This is a genomic window from Reyranella sp., from assembly GCF_004297405.1.
GTDB lineage: Bacteria > Pseudomonadota > Alphaproteobacteria > Reyranellales > Reyranellaceae > Reyranella.
The window spans coordinates 126,883-144,473 of sequence record NZ_SCVC01000036.1; the positions used below are offsets into that span (position 1 = coordinate 126,883).

At 63.9% G+C, this 17,591-nt stretch carries 15 protein-coding genes and 1 other RNA gene; 9 read left to right on the top strand and 7 right to left on the bottom strand.

Annotated features, from left to right (window positions below; all coding sequences use genetic code 11):
- Window positions 1–46 precede the first annotated feature (46 nt).
- Window positions 47–1,372 (top strand): LLM class flavin-dependent oxidoreductase, encoded by a 1,326-nt coding sequence (locus EPO50_RS23590; RefSeq protein ID WP_296348085.1) that lies wholly within the window; start codon window positions 47–49, stop codon window positions 1,370–1,372.
- On the opposite strand, the gene EPO50_RS23595 is transcribed toward EPO50_RS23590, so the two are convergent.
- The 4 genes from EPO50_RS23595 to EPO50_RS23610 form a co-directional block, all read right to left on the bottom strand.
- Window positions 1,333–2,844, bottom strand: coding sequence for a PepSY domain-containing protein (locus EPO50_RS23595; protein WP_296348087.1), 1,512 nt, complete (start codon window positions 2,842–2,844; stop codon window positions 1,333–1,335). The two genes, EPO50_RS23590 and EPO50_RS23595, sit on opposite strands and share 40 nt — an antisense overlap.
- 10 nt (window positions 2,845–2,854) lie before the next feature.
- Window positions 2,855–5,320 (bottom strand): TonB-dependent receptor, encoded by a 2,466-nt coding sequence (locus EPO50_RS23600; RefSeq protein ID WP_296348089.1) that lies wholly within the window; start codon window positions 5,318–5,320, stop codon window positions 2,855–2,857.
- Window positions 5,321–5,463: 143 nt separating this feature from the next.
- Window positions 5,464–6,417: a FecR domain-containing protein gene (locus EPO50_RS23605; protein WP_296348091.1), complete on the bottom strand. Its 954-nt coding sequence runs from the start codon at window positions 6,415–6,417 to the stop codon at window positions 5,464–5,466.
- Window positions 6,407–6,910 (bottom strand): sigma-70 family RNA polymerase sigma factor, encoded by a 504-nt coding sequence (locus tag EPO50_RS23610; protein WP_296348094.1) that lies wholly within the window; start codon window positions 6,908–6,910, stop codon window positions 6,407–6,409. The genes EPO50_RS23605 and EPO50_RS23610 overlap by 11 nt, the downstream gene beginning before the upstream one ends.
- A 220-nt stretch (window positions 6,911–7,130) precedes the next feature.
- On the opposite strand from EPO50_RS23610, the gene ffs reads away from it, so the two are divergent.
- From ffs to EPO50_RS23650, 8 genes are all read left to right on the top strand, one after another.
- An RNA gene (gene ffs, locus EPO50_RS23615) (signal recognition particle sRNA small type) lies at window positions 7,131–7,227 on the top strand.
- A 95-nt stretch (window positions 7,228–7,322) separates the two neighbouring features.
- Complete coding sequence (locus tag EPO50_RS23620; protein WP_296348096.1) at window positions 7,323–9,119, top strand: DNA polymerase III subunit gamma/tau; 1,797 nt, start codon at window positions 7,323–7,325, stop codon at window positions 9,117–9,119.
- Window positions 9,119–9,448 carry a YbaB/EbfC family nucleoid-associated protein gene (locus EPO50_RS23625; RefSeq protein WP_367268060.1) on the top strand — a complete coding sequence of 110 codons (330 nt, stop codon included), beginning with the start codon at window positions 9,119–9,121 and terminating at the stop codon, window positions 9,446–9,448. The genes EPO50_RS23620 and EPO50_RS23625 overlap by 1 nt, the downstream gene beginning before the upstream one ends.
- Window positions 9,449–10,042 (top strand): recombination mediator RecR, encoded by a 594-nt coding sequence (gene recR, locus EPO50_RS23630; protein WP_296348099.1) that lies wholly within the window; start codon window positions 9,449–9,451, stop codon window positions 10,040–10,042.
- 10 nt (window positions 10,043–10,052) lie between these two features.
- Window positions 10,053–10,655, top strand: a complete 603-nt coding sequence (locus EPO50_RS23635; RefSeq protein WP_296348101.1) for a DUF4126 domain-containing protein — start codon at window positions 10,053–10,055, stop codon at window positions 10,653–10,655.
- Between the two features lie 94 nt (window positions 10,656–10,749).
- Window positions 10,750–11,484, top strand: coding sequence for an arginyltransferase (locus EPO50_RS23640; protein WP_296348103.1), 735 nt, complete (start codon window positions 10,750–10,752; stop codon window positions 11,482–11,484).
- A 156-nt stretch (window positions 11,485–11,640) separates the two neighbouring features.
- Window positions 11,641–12,186 carry a TRAP transporter small permease subunit gene (locus EPO50_RS23645; RefSeq protein ID WP_296348105.1) on the top strand — a complete coding sequence of 182 codons (546 nt, stop codon included), beginning with the start codon at window positions 11,641–11,643 and terminating at the stop codon, window positions 12,184–12,186.
- The gene (locus EPO50_RS23650) at window positions 12,183–13,787 is read left to right on the top strand and encodes a TRAP transporter large permease subunit (protein ID WP_296348106.1); all 1,605 of its coding nucleotides are present in this window, start codon (window positions 12,183–12,185) and stop codon (window positions 13,785–13,787) included. Before EPO50_RS23645 ends, EPO50_RS23650 begins: the two co-directional genes overlap by 4 nt.
- A gap of 78 nt (window positions 13,788–13,865) precedes the next feature.
- Here the strand turns inward: EPO50_RS23650 and EPO50_RS23655 are convergent, their stop codons facing one another.
- The 3 genes from EPO50_RS23655 to EPO50_RS23665 all read right to left on the bottom strand — a co-directional run bounded on the left by EPO50_RS23655 (window position 13,866) and on the right by EPO50_RS23665 (window position 17,514).
- Entirely contained in the window at window positions 13,866–14,969 is a 1,104-nt protein-coding gene (locus EPO50_RS23655) for a TRAP transporter substrate-binding protein (protein WP_296348108.1), read from the bottom strand.
- Window positions 14,970–15,167: 198 nt separating this feature from the next.
- Window positions 15,168–16,262 (bottom strand): TRAP transporter substrate-binding protein, encoded by a 1,095-nt coding sequence (locus EPO50_RS23660; RefSeq protein WP_296348110.1) that lies wholly within the window; start codon window positions 16,260–16,262, stop codon window positions 15,168–15,170.
- Window positions 16,263–16,407: 145 nt separating this feature from the next.
- Window positions 16,408–17,514, bottom strand: coding sequence for a TRAP transporter substrate-binding protein (locus EPO50_RS23665; RefSeq protein ID WP_296348112.1), 1,107 nt, complete (start codon window positions 17,512–17,514; stop codon window positions 16,408–16,410).
- Window positions 17,515–17,591: the final 77 nt, after the last annotated feature.

Below are 17,591 nucleotides of genomic sequence, written 5' to 3' on the forward strand. Positions count from 1 at the left end.
ATGGCGGAGAAGATGAAACATTCGCCGGCCGATAAAAAGGACCAAGATGAAACAGGATTTCGAACCAAAGCCTGGCCGCCAGATGCGCCTCGGCGTCTTCGTGCAGACGCCCGGCCATCACGTTGGCGGCTGGCGGCATCCCGATGCCACTGTCGAAGGATGGCCCAATCTCGGCCTGATGCAGCACATCGCGGCCACGGCCGAGCGCGGCAAGTTCGACATGTTCTTCCTGGGCGACGGCTTCGCGACGGGTTACGGCGAACATCCCTCGACCATCGGCAAGTTCGAGCCGCTGACTCTGCTTGCAGCGCTCGCCATGGGGACGAAGAAACTCGGCCTCGCCGCCACCGCGTCGACCACCTATGCCGAGCCCTACCATGTGGCGCGCGGCTTCGCTTCGCTCGACCATATCTCCGGCGGGCGCGTGGGCTGGAATGTCGTGACCACGGCATATGCCAAGTCGAGTGCCGTCTTCGGCCGCCAGCATCCGCCCCATGCCGAGCGCTATGCGATGGCCGAGGAGTTCGTCGAAGCCTGCCGGCTCCTGTGGGACAGCTGGGACGACGACGCGTTCATCGGCGACAAGAAGGCCGGCCAGTTCGTGCGCCCGGGCAGCCTCCATATCCCCGATTTCCGGGGCAAGTATTTCACCATCGAAGGCGCGCTCAATGTGCCACGCTCACCTCAAGGCCATCCGGTATTGATCCAGGCTGGCTCTTCCGGCCCCGGCCAGGCACTGGCCGCGCGCATCGCCGACGTCGTCTTCACGGCGCAGAACGATCTCGGCGAGGCCCAGGCGTTCTACGCCGGCATGAAGGCTCAGCTTCTCGAACAGGGCCGCGGCGCCGATGAGGCGCTGGTCATGCCCGGCGTGATGCCCGTGGTCGGGCGTACCGAGCGGGAAGCCTGCGAGATCTTCGCCGAGTTGAATCGCAACATCGACACGGCGCAGGCTTTCACCGTGCTCTCCGAGCGACTGGGCGCCGACATGTCGGTTCATCCACTCGACGGCCCCGTTCCCGACATACCCGAAACCGAGCATCTCAAGAGCCGTGCCGCTCTGCTCCTGCAGATGGCGCGGCGCGAGAACCTGACGCTGCGAGAACTCTTCCACAGAGTGGCCGCAGCCCGTGGCCATCTCCTGCCCATCGGCACTCCGGTGCAGATCGCCGACGTACTGGAACGCTGGTTCCGAGACGGCGCTGCCGACGGCTTCAATGTGATGCCGCCCTTCTTTCCCCGCCAGTTCGACGATTTCGTGAAGCTGGTCGTCCCGATCCTTCAGGAACGCGGCCTGTTCCGTGCCGACTACACCGGCGCGACGCTACGTGATCACCTGGGCCTGGCGCGCAAGCGGATCGCCGCGAGATAGGCGACACCTGCACCGAGCAGCAGCAACAAATCCATGCCGCCGACGGCCCAAAGATGTCGATGCGCGAGGCTTCGGCCGAGATGATCGCCGGTGGTGATCCAGTTCAAGCCAACGGCGGCGACCGCCAGGGTTGCGATCATCCAGCATTGCTCGATCCAGGCACGCGCTGGCCGTAACCAAGCGTGCGCGAAGCTCGCCAGCCAGGCGAGAAAGAACGCGCAGATCTCGAGCGCACCCCGCTCTTGACCGAGCCATGTTGCTCCAAGCGGCAGCAGGCGATTGGCAACGAAGAAGACGAGCGTCGCGATCACGATGCCGCTGGTCGATCCTACGGTCATGCCTTCGACGAGCCGGAAGCTCCGCTGCTGAAGCGGCGTGGATTTCTGACGACGCGCTTCGAGCCAGAAGAAATAGCCGGTCGCAATCGTCACGTAGCCAGCCAGTCCAAGCCCGAAGTAGATCCAGCGAAGGGTCCAGTGCTGGAACCGGATCAGGTGAAATCCAACGACGAAGCGCTGCGCCGTCGCGATCGGCCGCATCTCGGTGCGCTGATGCAGCAGCGCACCGGTCGCGCCGTCGAAGTAAGCGAGATCGCCCGACAGCACCACGCTGTCCTCGTAGGGGCGGCTCACCTGCACATAGGCGGCAGCATCGCCGGGTAGCCGCACGACCAGCACTCGCGGCAGGTCGCCGTCCCATAAGCGCTGCGCCTCAGCGACCATGCCGTCGAGCGAACCGAGCTGACCGGGCTTGTTCAGCCTTGGCCTCGAATAGTCGCTGATCTCATCGACGACGAAGGCACGGCGATCTGGATAGAACATCTTCCAGCCGCTCGGAAAGTAGATCGAATAGAAGAAGATCAGACCCGAGAGCGTGATGGCGATGTGGAATGGCAACGCCAGGACGCCGGCCACATTGTGGAGGTCGAGGATCATCCGGCGTGGTTTGCGGGCCGACCGGAAAGTGAAGAAGTCGGCGAAGATCTTGCGGTGGATGACGACGCCGGAAATGCACAGCGCCAGCATCGCCATCGACGCGAGGCCGACGATCCAGATGCCGATATCCCATGCCCTGATGTGAAGCATGTAATGGAAGGGATAGAGAAAGCCCGATCCGCCGCGGGTCCCCGGATCGACCACGGCAACACCTGTTGTCGGATCGAGGTAGCGCACGACGAGGCCCGACTTTTCGCGCCACGCCAATCGGATCGCAGGCTGGCGCTCGGTCGGCAGGATCGCCGCGATGAAGGGCGAGCGGGCACGGGCTGCATCGGCGATCGACGGGCGCAGCACGTCAAAAGACACTGGCTGCTCTGGAAGGGCGAGGCGCAGCGTCGGCATCATCCAGCGGTCAATCTCGCGATCGAACACCGAGAGCGTGCCCATCCAGAAGATCGCGAACAGCAGGCCGCCCAGTACAACGCCGGCCCAGGTATGGAGCCAGTTCATCGACGCCCGGAACGTCGGCTCCATGCCGGAGTGCTCAGAAGTCGGCGGTCAACGACAGACGGAATGTCCGCGGCGCACCAAGGCTGAGGGTGGTGGCGGCCGAGCCGGTCTCCCAATAGTTGGCGTCGAGCAGGTTCTCGACCGAGAACCGGGCGACGATCGGCTTGCCAGTCGGGCTGCGGACCACGTCGAGCGCATAGCGCGCACCGATGTCCAGGCGTGTCCAGTCGGGCAGGCTGCGGCGCGGCGAGGTCGTGTCGATGAATTGGGAGCTGGTGTAGACGGCCCGCGCGGTGAGCGTGAGGCCCCGCACAAAGGGCGTGTCCCATTCACCTGCGATGTTGAGCTGGAAGTTGGGCGAGAACGGCGCGGTCCAGCCGTCGGTCAGGCCGCCCTGCGTCTTGGCGAGCACGGCGTCGAGCAACATGAAGCCGCCAAGCAGGCGCACGCCTTCCATCGGCTCGCCGAAGACATTGAACTCAAGTCCCTGGTTACGCTGCTCACCGGCCAGCACCAGCGTGTTGCTCGCCACGTCGGTGATCGTGCTGGGCTGCGTGATCTGGAACAGGCTGAGCGTCGTCGTGAAGCGACCCCAGTCGACCTTTGCGCCGACCTCGAACTGCGTCGACTTGAAGGGCGGAAAGACTTCACCGGCATTGGCGAAGGTCGATCCGACGACGACGCCCTGCCGCAGGCCCTGGATGAAGTTGCCGTAGAGCGAGACGTTCTCCCAAGGCTTGAAGATCAGCGCCACCGCAGGCGTAAGTGCGCTCTGGTCATAGCTGTCGGTCGACGCACCGGTGGTCGGATTGTAGTTGGTGGCCGTCACCCTCTGCAGGCGCGCGCCGACGGTGAGCTGGATGCGCTTGTTGGCCGCCGACAACGTGTCGGCAAACGCCAGGCTCGAAAGCGTCTCGAAGCTGGTCTTGTTGGCGGCGCCAATGGGAATGTTGGGCCGGGCGATGATGTTTGGATTGTAGATGTTGGTATTGTACGCCGCCCCGGTCACCGTAACCGCGCCGGTTTCCTGCTGGAAGCCGGTGGCGCTGAAGGCGAATTCGTGGTCGATCGGCCCGGTGTTCACGAGCGCGCGCAGGCCTGCTTCGCCGGTCTGGTAGGTCTGGTACTGGCTGAAAGTACTGGACGACGTCGTGGCGTTGCCGCTGAAGTTCAGGGCCGTGATGTTGGTGCCGCCCGCCAGACGCTGGGCTCGGTAGTCGTGCGCACCTATCGTCGCGTAGGCCGTGATCTTTTCGGTGATATCGACCTCGGCCCGCACCACCCCGAAGAGATCCTTGCCGCTCTGATAGTTCCACGGCTGGCCGAAATTCTTGCGGGCGTTCGGTGCGTAAGGGAGCTGCACGTTGGGACTGACGCCGAGATAGGGAATCAGACCGCCGATATTGCGATACTGGTAACCAAGATCGGCCGAAAGCCGAACGCGCTCGCCGCGATAGTCGAGACCGAGAACGCCCAGGTACCTTTCATCGGAATTGCCCGATACTTCGGTCTGGCCGGCGCGGGCGACGCCATTGAAGCGTACGCCGAACTGCTTTTCGTCACCGAAGCGACGCGCCACGTCCGCATGGCCGCTGACCTGTCCGGCGGAGACATAGCCTGCCGTCAGCTGCGTGAGCCCGGCATCGGGCGCGCGCTTGGGCACGAGGTTGATTGTGCCGCCGACCGAACCGCCCGGCGGCATGCCGTAGATCATGGCAGCCGGCCCTTTCAGCACTTCGACGCGATCCGCCAACTCCGCCATGATCGAGCTCGTCGGCAGCACGCCATAAAGACCGCCATAGGCCGTGCTCGCACTGCCGACGGGAAGGCCGCGGATGCGGACGGTATCCGTTCCGGCGCCGCCGTCGGGAAAGTAGGCGCGTACCGACGGGTCATCGATCAGCACGTCGCGAATCGTCTTCGCCTGCTGGTTCTGAACCTTCTCCGCCGTGAAGTTGGTTTGATTGAACGGCGTGTCCATCACGTCGCGATTGCCGAGCAGACCGAGCAGACCGCCCTTCGCCACCTGGCCACCGGCATAGGGCGGTGGGATATTGTCGATCATGGCCTGCGACGGAACGGCGTAACCCTGCACCTGCACGGGATCGAGGTGGAGGGCGCCCGGCGCAGTGCTCGCCCCGGGCCGCTCCAGCGCCACGGTCGTTGCGTTCGTGAAGCGATAGACGAGCCCCGTCCCGGCGAGCAGCCGCGCAAGCGCTTCTGCCGGCGGCAACGTGCCTGTGACGCCGGGGCTTCTGACCGAAGCCGTCAGCCCACCATCGGCGACGACCTGCAAGCCGGACTGGTAGCCAAACTGCACCAGCGCATCCGCCAATGGCTGCGCCGGAATATTGAAGGCCCTCGCCTGCTGTGCGATGGCCGAGCCCGACACGAATGGCGTGGCCACGATCGCGCCGTTGATGGCAATGGCAGCAAACAGTGACTTGAGCTTCCAGCCGTGACGAGCTGCTTTACCTTTGAATCCCCTGCCCCAATTCACGTGCGATCTCCCCAACGCAAAGCACAAGGAGACCGAGCTGCCAGTGGCGATTGCTTCTCAACCGCTCCAGGCTCCTGAAAAGACTGACGAGATGAGGCGAGACGTTTTTCCGAAAAAAGTTATGCGCACGCCGACGTCGGCGTTCAGCCCTTCGAAACGACCAGCAGCCAGGGCGTGACCTTGATGACGCGGCCGCCCTGGGGAACGACCAGCGCTTCGAGCGCGCGCACTGGGTCGCTTGCATCGAAGACACCGGTCACCGGCTGGCGCCCCACGCTCCCGTCAGCAATCACGATGCGGCCGGCGAACCATGGACGTATGCGGTCGATGACCTCCGAGACAGGCCGGTTGCGGGCGGCCACACGGACGTCAGGCCCTGTCATCAGGAAATTGGGAACGTCGGAACCCTTCTCCGTCATGCCGTTGGGACCGAGGCGCACCCAGTCGCCCGGGCGCAGGTCGAACGATTCAGCCCGCGAGGAGTCGACGCGGACCTGACCGCTCCCGACGAGGACGGACGTGCCCTGACCGCGCATCGAGACATCGAAGCGTGTTCCCAACACCGTTACGGTAGCGTCCCGTGCGACGACCCGGAATGGCCGCGCGGCATCGGCCGTCACATCGAACAGCGCTTCCCCCGCCAGCAGATCGACCTTGCGTTCGCCGGCCGAGAAGGCGAGCCGGATCGCGCTGTCGGGTCCGAGCCGGACCGTGCTGCCATCGTCGAGCTGCAAAGTCTCGAGCTGCGCGGTGCCCGTCAGATAATCGGCCTGCAGTCGCAGCGTCAGCGGAGGGACGAAGACCATCAACAGGCAGGCGGCAATGGCGATCCCCGCCGCCACCGGACGCCATCGGCTGAAGACGCCCGGCGGGGTTCGCGCCTCGATCTGTGGGCCAGCGCGTCGAGAGCCATGGTCCGCCGCCTGTGCCAGCAGATCGTCGGTGCGTGCGACGCTTCGCCAGGCTGCGGCATTGGCCGGCGCGGCCTCAAGCCAGGCACGGAACTCGGCCTGACGGGTCGCGTCGCCAGGCTCGTCGTCGAGGAGGACGAGCCAGCTTGCCGCTTCCAGGCGTGCGCGATCGGCGTCAGCGTTCATGGGAAGTAGACGTTACGGCAAGCCGCATTTTTCCGCGCAATCGATCGCAATGGGCTATGCCTTCGGCAATCAAGGCGTGTGTCCGCGTGACCGACAGGCCGAGATGGTTCGCGACTTCCTGCAGTTTGCGTCCTTCCATGCGGTTCATGCGAACGGCGATACGGGTTCTCTCGGGTAGTTCGGCCAGCGCTTCCAGAACCACCCGCAATTCGTCCCGCGCCAGGATCGCCTGCTCCGGCGAGGGTTGGTCGTCCGTCAACACGTCCGCATCGCTCTCCGAGGCGGTACGGGCCGTCTCGCGGGTCAGGGTCCGGCGCGTATCGATCGCAAGATTTCGCACGAGGCGGTAAAGATAGGCGACGGGCTCTTGCACCAAGTCGAAATCGTTGGCGCGCTTCAGCCTGAACCAGGCTTCCTGCACGACATCTTCGGCCTGGGCATGGCTGCCGGCGATCGCACTGGCATAGGCCACGAGCGCCGAGCGGTGCGTCATATAAAGACGCAAGGCCGTTCGCTCGTTCTCCAAACTCACCCCCAATTGCGAACCGTTCGCAATTGGCTTCTAGCGGCCCGGCAAGCGCGCGGCAAGCGAGGTTCCACGCAAACTGCTGAATCGGTGCCAAAGCCGGAACAGAGACGGCATCGGCAATCGGTCCCCCGCGCGGCCTTTTCAGCCCTTGCGCGATGCCGTCCGACTCCTGATATAACCGCCTCGAGGGGCCAGTGTGGGCGGAGCAGTCGCCAACCCGGTCAGATCCGGAAGGAAGCAGCCGTAACGAATTCGCTTCGGGTCATGCTGGTCTCTCACCTGTCCTTTTGCGCGCGCCGCCGCGAAAGGCGGGCGGCCCAGGCGCGACGACCGCCGGGCCTGAAGGGGCCACGGCGCACCACCGGGTAGGACCGCCATGGCGAAAGCCTCCAAAGGCACTGGTGCCGATGATGGGACCAAGGACGTCGCGGCACCCGCAGCTCCCGCACTTCCCTACCGTGTCCTCGCCCGCAAATACCGTCCCGTCGATTTCACCACCCTGGTCGGCCAGGAGGCGATGGTGCGCACCCTGCGCAACGCCATCGCCACGGGCCGCATCGCCCACGCCTTCATGCTCACCGGCGTGCGCGGCGTCGGCAAGACCACGACCGCGCGCATCATCGCCCGTGCGCTGAACTGCGTCGGTGCAGACGGCAAGGGCGGCCCCACTGTCGATCCCTGTGGCGTCTGCGACAACTGCACGGCAATCACCGAGGACCGCCACGTCGACGTGATCGAGATGGACGCCGCGTCGCGCACCGGCATCGACGACGTGCGCGAGCTGATCGAGGGCGTGCGCTACCGGCCGGTCTCGGCGCGCTACAAGGTCTACATCATCGACGAAGTGCACATGCTGTCGGAGAAGGCCTTCAACGCGTTGCTGAAGACGCTGGAAGAGCCGCCGCCGCATGTGAAGTTCCTGTTTGCCACCACCGAGATCCGCAAGGTGCCGGTAACGGTGCTGTCGCGCTGCCAGCGCTTCGACCTGAAGCGCGTGCCGCAGGAAACGCTGGTCCAGCACTTCAGCCACATCGCCCAGGAAGAGAAAGTCGAGATCTCACCGGAGGCGCTGACCCTGCTGGCGCGCGCCGCCGACGGCTCGGTACGTGACGGCCTTTCCATGCTCGATCAGGCGATCGCCCATGGCGGCGGCGTGGTCGATGCCGCGCAGGTGCGCGACATGCTGGGTCTCGCCGACCGCAGCCGCGTGCTCGAGCTGTTCGAGAAGACGATGCGCGGCGATGCGCCGGCAGTGCTTGCGGCGCTCGCAGAAATGCATGACGCCGGGGCTGATCCCGTGGTCGTGCTGCAGGACCTGCTCGAATTCACCCACTGGGTGACGCGTCTCAAGATCGCGCCAGAAGCTGCCGCCGCGTCGGCCGACAGCGAACGTACCCAGGGCCTCGCCATGGCCGGCAAGCTTTCCATGGCGTCGCTGACACGCGCCTGGACCCTGCTCTTGAAGGGCCTGCAGGAAACGCTGGCAGCGCCCTCGCCGCAGCGTGCCGCCGAAATGGCGCTGATCCGGCTGTGCTATGTCGCCGATCTGCCCTCGCCCTCCGACGCAATCAAGGTACTGCAGAACGGCGCCGCGACAACGAACGGAGCCGGCGCGCCGGCGCCGCGTGGCGGCGGAGGTGGCGGTGCGGCCGCGAGACTCGCGACACAGCCTGTGACGGCCGTTGCCGCGCAGCCGGCCCAGGCCACGCCCGCGCCGCGCAATTTCACCGAAGTAGTCGCGCTGTTCGAAAGCAAGCGCGAGGCCCGGCTGGTGCACAGCCTCATGCACTACGTGCACGAGGTGCGCTGCGAGCCTGGCGTGATCGAGTTCCGCCCTACCCAGAAGGCGCCGACGGATCTCGCGGCCCGGCTGGGCGAACTGCTGACGCAGTGGACGGGCCGGCGCTGGCTTGCCTCGGTCTCCAATGCCCAAGGCAAGCCGACGCTCGTCGACCAGAAAGCGAGCAAGGCCGACGATCTGCGCACCTCGGCGGAGAACAACGCGGTGGTGCAGGCTATTTTCAAGACCTTCCCGGGCGCCAAGCTGGATGCAGTCCGGCGCAAGGGCGATCAGACGTCCCTAGTTGCCGGTCTCGGCGAGTTCGTCGGCGAGGAGCCGCCGCCCGCCGAAGAATACCCGGCCGACGACGACATTCCCGAAAGTGAGTTCTGATGTTCGACAAGTTGAAAGACCTCGGCGGCCTGATGCAGCAGGCCCAACAGATGCAGCAGAAGATGCAGGAGCTTCAGGTGGCGCTGGAGCGCCTGGAGATCGTCGGCTCCTCGGGCGCCGGGCTGGTCAAGGTCACGGTCAACGGCAAGAACGAGACCCGGCGGGTCGAAATCGACGCCTCGCTGTTCAAGGCCGAAGACAAGGGCGTGGTCGAGGATTTGATCGTGGCCGCCGCCAACGACGCACGCGGCAAGGTGGAGCAGACCGTGCAGGAGCAGATGCGCGGCATCACCGGTGGCCTGCCCCTGCCTCCCGGCTTCAAGCTTTAAATGAATGGCCCCGAGATCGAGCGGCTAATCCAGCTTTTGGGCCGCTTGCCCGGGTTGGGTCCGCGCTCGGCCCGTCGCGTTGCGCTGCATCTCCTGAAGAAGCGCGAGACCTTGATGCAGCCGCTGGGCACGGCGCTGGCGGATGCGGCGCGCGCCATTCGCAGCTGCACGGTTTGCGGCAATCTCGACACCATTGACCCTTGTTCGATCTGCGCCGACTCGCGGCGCGATGCGGGCCTGATTTGCGTCGTCGAGGATGTCGGCGATCTCTGGGCCCTGGAGCGCGGCAAGATCTTCCAGGGCCGCTATCATGTGCTGGGCGGCTCGCTCTCCGCGCTGGATGGCATCGGGCCTGACGAACTCAACATCGCGGCTCTCGTGAAGCGCGTGGCGGCGGGCGGTGTGCGCGAAGTCATCATGGCGACCAACGCCACCGTCGACGGACAGACCACCGCTCACTATCTGGCGGAGCGGCTGAGCGAGCTGAACGTGCCGCTGACGCGCTTGGCGCATGGCGTGCCGGTCGGCGGCGAGCTCGACTGGCTGGACGACGGCACGCTCGCGACCGCGTTGAAGGCGCGGCGGGCCCTGTGACGTTCCTGCGATGAGCGCCGAAACCCTCGCCGCCATCGCCGTTGCACTCGGCGCCGGCTGGGCGAGCGGGCTCAACACCTATGCTGCGGTTCTGGTCCTGGGTGTCGCCCAGCGGCTGGGCTTCGTCGCCCTGCCCCAGGACCTCCAGGTACTGTCCTCGCCCTGGGTGATGGGCGTGGCGGCCCTCCTGTTCGCGCTCAATTTCTTCGCCGACAAGATCCCCTATGTCGACAGCATCAATGATGCGCTGCAGACATTCGTGCGGATTCCTGCGGGATTCCTGCTGGCCTATGCGGCCGCCACCGGCCTCAGCCCAGAGATCGCCGTCATCGCCGGCTTGCTGGGCGGAACGCTGGCAGTGGGCACGCATGTCGCCAAGACCGGCTCGCGCGCCCTGATCAACACCTCGCCCGAACCATTCAGCAACGTCGCGGCGTCGTTCGGCGAGGATGTGACAGTAATTGGTGGGCTGGCGCTCGCGATCGCTCACCCGATCACTTTTCTGTGCCTACTTGCCGTCTTCGTGGTGCTCCTCATATGGATGTTGCCGCGCCTGATCAGGTTGGCGCTGGCACCTTTCCGCCGGTTGGCACGCGGTCGCCAAGGACCTTGACGCCCCCTGATAAAGGTGGCCGCCCTCGACCTTTGGCGGAGCAACTGTCGCTTTCCTTCCCTCGCCCGAGGGGTAAACTCGCAGCCGGTAGCTCATGTTCATCCGCCAGAACATCCAAACCCTGCGGTTCTTCCGCACGACGCCGGCGATGCGATGCCCGTATCTGCCGCATCGGCTGGAGACCAAGCTCGTCACCGAGCTGAGCGGACCTGACGCCATCACTCAGCATGACACGCTGACTGACGCCGGTTTCCGGCGCTCGCACCACTTTGTCTACAAGCCTTTGTGCGACGGCTGTCATGCCTGCGTGCCGGTGCGCATCCGGGTCCGCGATTTCGAGCCCAGCCGTGCCCAGCGCCGCATCCAGCGCCGCAACGAGCATGTTCACGCCGTCGAGACCCAGGCCCTGGCGACCGGCGAGCAATTCTCGCTGTTTTCACGCTATGTGCTGACGCGCCATCGCGACGGCGACATGGCGGACATGGACTTCGACGACTATCGCGCCATGGTCGAGGAAAGCCCGGTCGAGACGGCAATCGTCGAGTTCCGCGAGGATTCGGCAGAAGGTCGGCTGGTCGGCGCCTGTCTCGTCGACTGGCTCTCGAACGGTGTCTCGGCCGTCTACAGTTTCTTCGACCCGCAGGACCCGCGCCGTGGCCTCGGCACGCACATGATCCTGTGGCTGGCCAATGCCGCGGCCAAGCGCGGCCTGCCCTATGTCTATCTCGGCTACTGGATCGCCGATTCCAGCAAGATGGCCTACAAGCGCGCCTTCCGGCCGCTGGAATTCTTCGGCCCCGAGGGCTGGATGGAACTGCCCACGGCATAGGCAGTGAAGCGACGGTGGAGCGACTTGACGCACCTCCGTGGAAAACAGAAAAACTCCCGACCGCTGGCGTCGCTAGGCGGACCAAGCTAAGAAAAGCTGTCCGAGAGCGAGATCGGACACAGTCGACAATCAAATAACTCGCACGCAGGGGGACGGATGCGCTTGTTGCTGCAGTTCAGCGCGCTGATCGACGCGTTAAACGAGAAGATAGGATACATCTGTAATTGGCTTGTCTTGCTGGCCTGTGTGGTCAGCGCCGGCAATGCCATGGTGCGTTACGCTTACGACACCAGTTCGAACGCCTGGCTTGAAGTGCAGTGGTATATGTTCGCCGTCATCGTGATGTTCGGCGCCTCGTACACTTTGAAGCGTAACGAGCATGTGCGTGTCGACCTCTTCTACATGACCTTGAGCCGCCGCGGGCAGCTCTGGGTCGACATCCTCGGCACACTGTTCTTCCTCCTGCCGACCTGCGCCATCCTGGCGTGGCTGAGCTGGCCCTTCTTCATGCAGTCCTACAACGTGTTCGAGCACTCCTCGAATGCCGGTGGCTTGCTGCGCTGGCCGATCAAGCTGGTGTTGCCGGTCGGCTTCGCTTTGGTCGCCCTGCAGGGCCTCTCTGAACTCATCAAGCGCGTGGCTTTCCTCAACGGATTTGCCGTCGACAGTCTCGAAGCCCACTACGAGAGGCCCACTCAATGATCCCCTTGGAGTGGATGCCGCCGCTGATGTTCGGCGGCCTGGTGGTCTTCATGATCATCGGCTACCCGGTCGCCTTTTCCCTCTGCGCGGTCGGCTTCTTTTTCGGGTTCCTGTCCATCGAGATGGGCTACTTCACGATGGCCTTCATGCAGGCCATCCCCGGACGTGTCTTCGGCAGTATCCTGTCGAACGAGCTCCTGCTCGCCATCCCATTCTTCACCTTCATGGGCGCCATTCTCGAGAAATGCGGGTTGGCAGAGGACATGCTCGAATCGATGGGCCAGCTCTTCGGCCCCATCAAGGGCGGGCTGGGCTACTCGACCATCATCGTCGGCTTCATCCTCGGCGCCATCACCGGCACCGTGGCGGCGCAGGTCATCGCGATGGCGCTGATCACTCTGCCGGTGATGATCCGGTACAAGTACGACATGCGCTATGCGACCGGCGTGCTCGCCGCGTCTGGCACCATCACGCAGCTCGTGCCGCCGTCGCTGGTGCTGATCGTGTTGGCCGACCAGCTCGGCCGATCGGTCGGCGACATGTATCTCGGCGCATGGGGTCCCTCGCTGCTGCAGATCGCCCTGTTCGCGATCTACACCTTCTACCTCTCCATGATAAAGCCCGAGGCCCTGCCGCCCGTGCCGCGCACGCTGTTCGGAAAGGCCCTGCTGATCAAGTGCGCCTGGGGCATCATTCCCGCCGCCGTCCTGATCTTCCTGGTGCTGGGCACGATCATGATGGGCCTCGCGACGCCGACGGAAGCCGGCGCCATGGGCACGATCGGCGCCATCGTGTTGGCCGTCGTACGCAACGCACCGCTCACCAAGTTCGACCGCATCGTGTTCGGAGCCGGCTGTGCCGCGGCGATCATTGGCGCATTGATCGGAATGGTCGCGTTCAAGTCGATCCCCTTCAAGATCGCCTTCACCATCATGTTCGCCGCCATCATCTGGCTGTGCTGGCGAGCCTGGCAGGTGAAGGACTTGCGCGACCTGATCGTGCAGGCCTTCCAGGCGACGATGCGCATCACCGCGATGGTTGCTTTCATCCTGGTCGGCGCGACCTGCTTCTCGATCACCTTCCAGGGCGTCGACGGCAACCAGTGGGTCGAGCACCTGATGTCGAACCTGCCGGGCGGCGTCTGGGGCTTCCTGATCGTCGTCAACCTGTTCGTCTTCTTCCTGGCCTTCTTCCTCGACTTCTTCGAGATCGCCTTCATCATCATCCCGATGCTGGCGCCGGTGGCGCAGAAGCTGCTGACGCCGGTGGTCGGCGCCGATGCCGCGCTGATCTGGTTCGGCGTCATGATCTGCGTCAACGTGCAGACCTCGTTCATGCACCCACCGTTCGGCTTCGCGCTGTTCTATCTACGCAGTGTCGCGCCGAAGGAAGTGAAGAGTTCGGACATCTATTGGGGTTCGGTTCCCTGGGTGATTCTGCAGCTCGTCATGGTGGCGATCGTGATCTTCGTGCCGCAGACCGTGACCTTCTTCCTCGACAAGCCGCACGGCGTCGATCCCAGCAAGGTCAAGATCGAGATCCAGGCACCGCCCACGGACGACGCGGCGCCTCCAGTCTTCGGCATTCCCCCCAAGAACTGAGGCAAAGCCAGACAACAAAAAGCCCCGCCTTTTCAGGCGGGGCTTTTCTTTTCTAGCCTGGTCGTTCGCTAGAGACGCTTAGCGTCCCTGAGCCGACATCGAGAAGTTGAAGTTGTCGAAGGTGTTCTCGGCGACGCGGAACCACAGGTTCTCGTCGGTGCGGAAGGCCTTCAGGCTGTCGTAGATCTTCTTGAACTTCGGATCCTTGGCCGCCAGCTCATCGTAGAACTTGTAGGCCTCGAGGAAGCACGGCTCGAGGACCGACCGCGGGAACGGCCGTAACTCGGTGCCTGCCGCCACCAGGCGACGCAGCGCCGGCGGATTACCGGCATCGTACTTCGGCACCATCCAGGCCGTGACGCGGCCCGCTGCTGCTTCGACCATCGCCTTGTACGGCTTGGGCAGTTCGTCCCATGCCTTGTTGTTGATGTAGAGCGAGCCGACCGACGCGCCTTCCCACCAACCGGGGTAGTAGTAGTACTTGGCAACCTTGTTGAAGCCGAGCTTCTCGTCGTCGTACGGACCGACCCATTCGCAGGCGTCGATCGTGCCCTTTTCCAGCGCCGGATAGATATCGCCACCGGCGATCTGCTGCGGAACCACACCCAGTCGCGTGAGGATGAGACCCGCGAAGCCGCCGACGCGGAACTTCAGGCCCTTCATGTCCTCCATCGACTTGATCTCTTTGCGGAACCAGCCGCCCATCTGGCAGCCCGTGCCGCCGAAGGTGATCGAGCGGAAATTGTATTCCTTGTAGAATTCGTTGATCAGTTCGTGGCCGCCGCCGAACTCCAGCCAAGCGTAGTACTGCCGCTGGTTCATCGAGAACGGCAGGCCGGTTTCGAACACGAAGTTCGGATGCTTGCCGAAGTAGTAGTAGGCCGCAGTCTGGCCGGCCTCGACGGTGCCGTTCTGCACCGCATCGGCGACCTGCAGGCCGGGAACGATTTCGCCGGCAGCGAATGGCCGAATCTGGAACTTGCCGTCGGACATCTCGCCGACGATCTTGGCGAAGAGTTCAGAACCGCCATACAGCGTGTCGAGAGACTTCGGAAAGCTCGACGTCAGACGCCACTTCACTTCCGGCATGCTTTGCGCAATGGCCGGTGCGGCGACGGTCGTCACCGCGGCAACGCCCGCGGCACCCACGCCCGCGGTCTTGATGAATTTTCTACGCTTCATCTCTTTGTACCTCCCTTGGAAAGGCCCTCATGACCTTCCTTAGCGAGGCGAGACTGGCATGCGGAATTCCGTTTGAAAAGCGCCCGCGCCCTGCTGAAACCCTTAAATATATGCAATGTTTCGTAACGAGCCGGCTTGGATGCCAAAAAAGGAGCCCCGCCGAAACGGGGCTCCAAAGAGTTGCAGGCAGACTACATTTTACACTTTCCCGGCGCCATACATCCTGGCCATGAAGCCGTCGAAGCCACCTTCGGCAACGCGCGACCAGAGCACCTGTTCGGACCGATAGGGCCGCCAGACGTCCCAGACTTTCTTGAACTTGGCGTTCTTGGCCACGATCTCGTTGGTCACTTCGTTGGTGGCGTTGAAGCATGCCTCGAGGACCGCCGTGGGGAATGGCAGCAGCTTGACGCCGCTCGCCACCAACCGCCGCAGCGCGGCGGGATTGCCGTTATCGTACTTGGCCAGCATCCAGAGTGTGACTTCGTTGGCCGAAACCTCGATCGCCTTCTGGTACATCGGTGGCAGATCGGACCAGTGCTTCTGGTTGATGTAGGCGGTGCCCATGCCCGTCCCTTCCCACCAGCCGGGGTAATAGTAGTAAGGCGCCACCTTGTTGAAGCCGAGCTTCTCGTCGTCATAGGGGCCGACCCATTCGGCGGCGTCGATCGTGCCCTTCTCCAGCGCTGGGTAGATGTCGCCACCGGGAATCTGCTGCGCCACGACGCCGAGTTTGCCGAGGATCTGGCCGGCGAAGCCGCCGACACGGAATTTCAGCCCCTTGAGATCGTCGACCGTCTTGATCTCCTTGCGGAACCAGCCGCCCATCTGGGCGCCCGTACCGCCCATCAGATGACCGACGACGCCGTAGTCCTTGTAGAACTCGTCCATCGCCTGGCGACCGCCGCCATGCATCCACCACGCGACGTGCTGGCGGCTGTTCAGGCCGAACGGCACGGCGGTGTCGAAGGTGAAGGTGATGTCCTTGCCGATATAGTAGTAGGCCGCCGTCTGGCCCATTTCGACGGTGCCGTTCTGCACCGCATCCAGCACCTGGAAGCCCGGTACGATCTCGCCCGACGCGAAGGGCGTGATCTTGAACTTGCCGTCGGTGATCTCGCCCACCCTTCGGCAGAAATGCTCGGCACCGCCGAACAGCGTGTCGAGCGACTTGGGAAAACTCGATGTCAGACGCCACTTCAACTCCGGCATGGCTTGCGCCAGCGCCGGTGCAGCCACCGACGTGGCGACAGCGCCCACACCGGCGGTCTTGATAAACCTGCGACGTTGCATGTGCCCCTCCCTGGGGAGTTTTTTGTAGACCAGACTTTATTTCATCTGGCGGAATCAGCCTGACATGAGCCCGTGGCCTTTGCAAAGGCCGGCAATAAAAAAGCCCCGCCGAAGCGGGGCTTTTCCACCGGACAGGCCGGAAAGGTCAGAGTCTGTTGCCGGCCGACTGGCGCGCCATGAAGGTGTCGAACGTGCCCTCACACACGCGGAACCACAGGATCTCCTCGTTGCGGAAGACCTTCCACGACTCGTAGACCTTCTTGAACTTGGCGTTCTTCGCAGAAAGCTCGGCGTAGAGTTCGTTGGCGGCGGCGAAGCAGGCTTCCATCACGGGCTGCGGGAACGGCATCAGCTTGGTGCCCGCTGCGGTAAGCTCGCGCAGCGCCTTGGGATTCTCCGCGTCGTACTTGGAGATCATGGTGGTGTGCGCGCGGAACGCTGCGGCCTCGAGGACCGCCCTGTAGCCCTTCGGTAATTCGTTCCACTTCCCGATGTTGATCATGGCCGACGTCTGCGGCCCGCCTTCCCACCAGCCAGGGTAGTAGTAATAGGGAGCGATCTTGTTGAAGCCGAGCCTCTGGTCGTCGTAGGGGCCGACCCACTCGGCGGCATCGATCGTACCCTTCTCCAAGGCCGGATAGATGTCGCCGCCCCCGATCTGCTGCGGCACGGCGCCGACCTTGGCGCAAACCTGCCCGGCGATGCCGGCAATGCGGAACTTCAACCCTTTGAAGTCATCGACCGTCTTGATCTCCTTGCGGAACCATCCCCCCATCTGCGCGCCGGTGTTTCCAGCGGGCATGGCGTGGATATTGTAGTCCTTGTAGAGATCGCCCATCAGTTCGCGACCACCGCCGAAGTTCATCCAGGCATCCTGTTGCCGCGCGTTCATGCCGAACGGCAATGCGGTGTCGATGGCAAAAGTCGGGTCCTTGCCGACATAGTAGGTGCCGGCCGAGTGGCCCATTTCGACCGTGCCGTTTTGCACCGCGTCGAGCACCTGCAGGGCAGGCACGATCTCGCCCGCCGCGAAGACGCGGATGTGGAACCTGTTGTCGGTCATCTCCGCGACGTACTTGGCGAGGTTCTCGCCACCGCCAAAGAGCGTGTCGAGCGACTTCGGGAAGCTGGACGCTAACCGCCATTTGAGTTCCGGCATCGACTGAGCGATGGCCGGTGCGGCAAGCATACTCACAGACGCAACTCCACCGGCGCCAAGGCCGGCAGTACGCAAGAATTTGCGGCGTTGCATGGTGTTCCTCCCAGGAACATTTGTTTTGTGTGCCGGGCGGTGATTCCGTCCAGCGGAATCAATTTGACATGATCGGG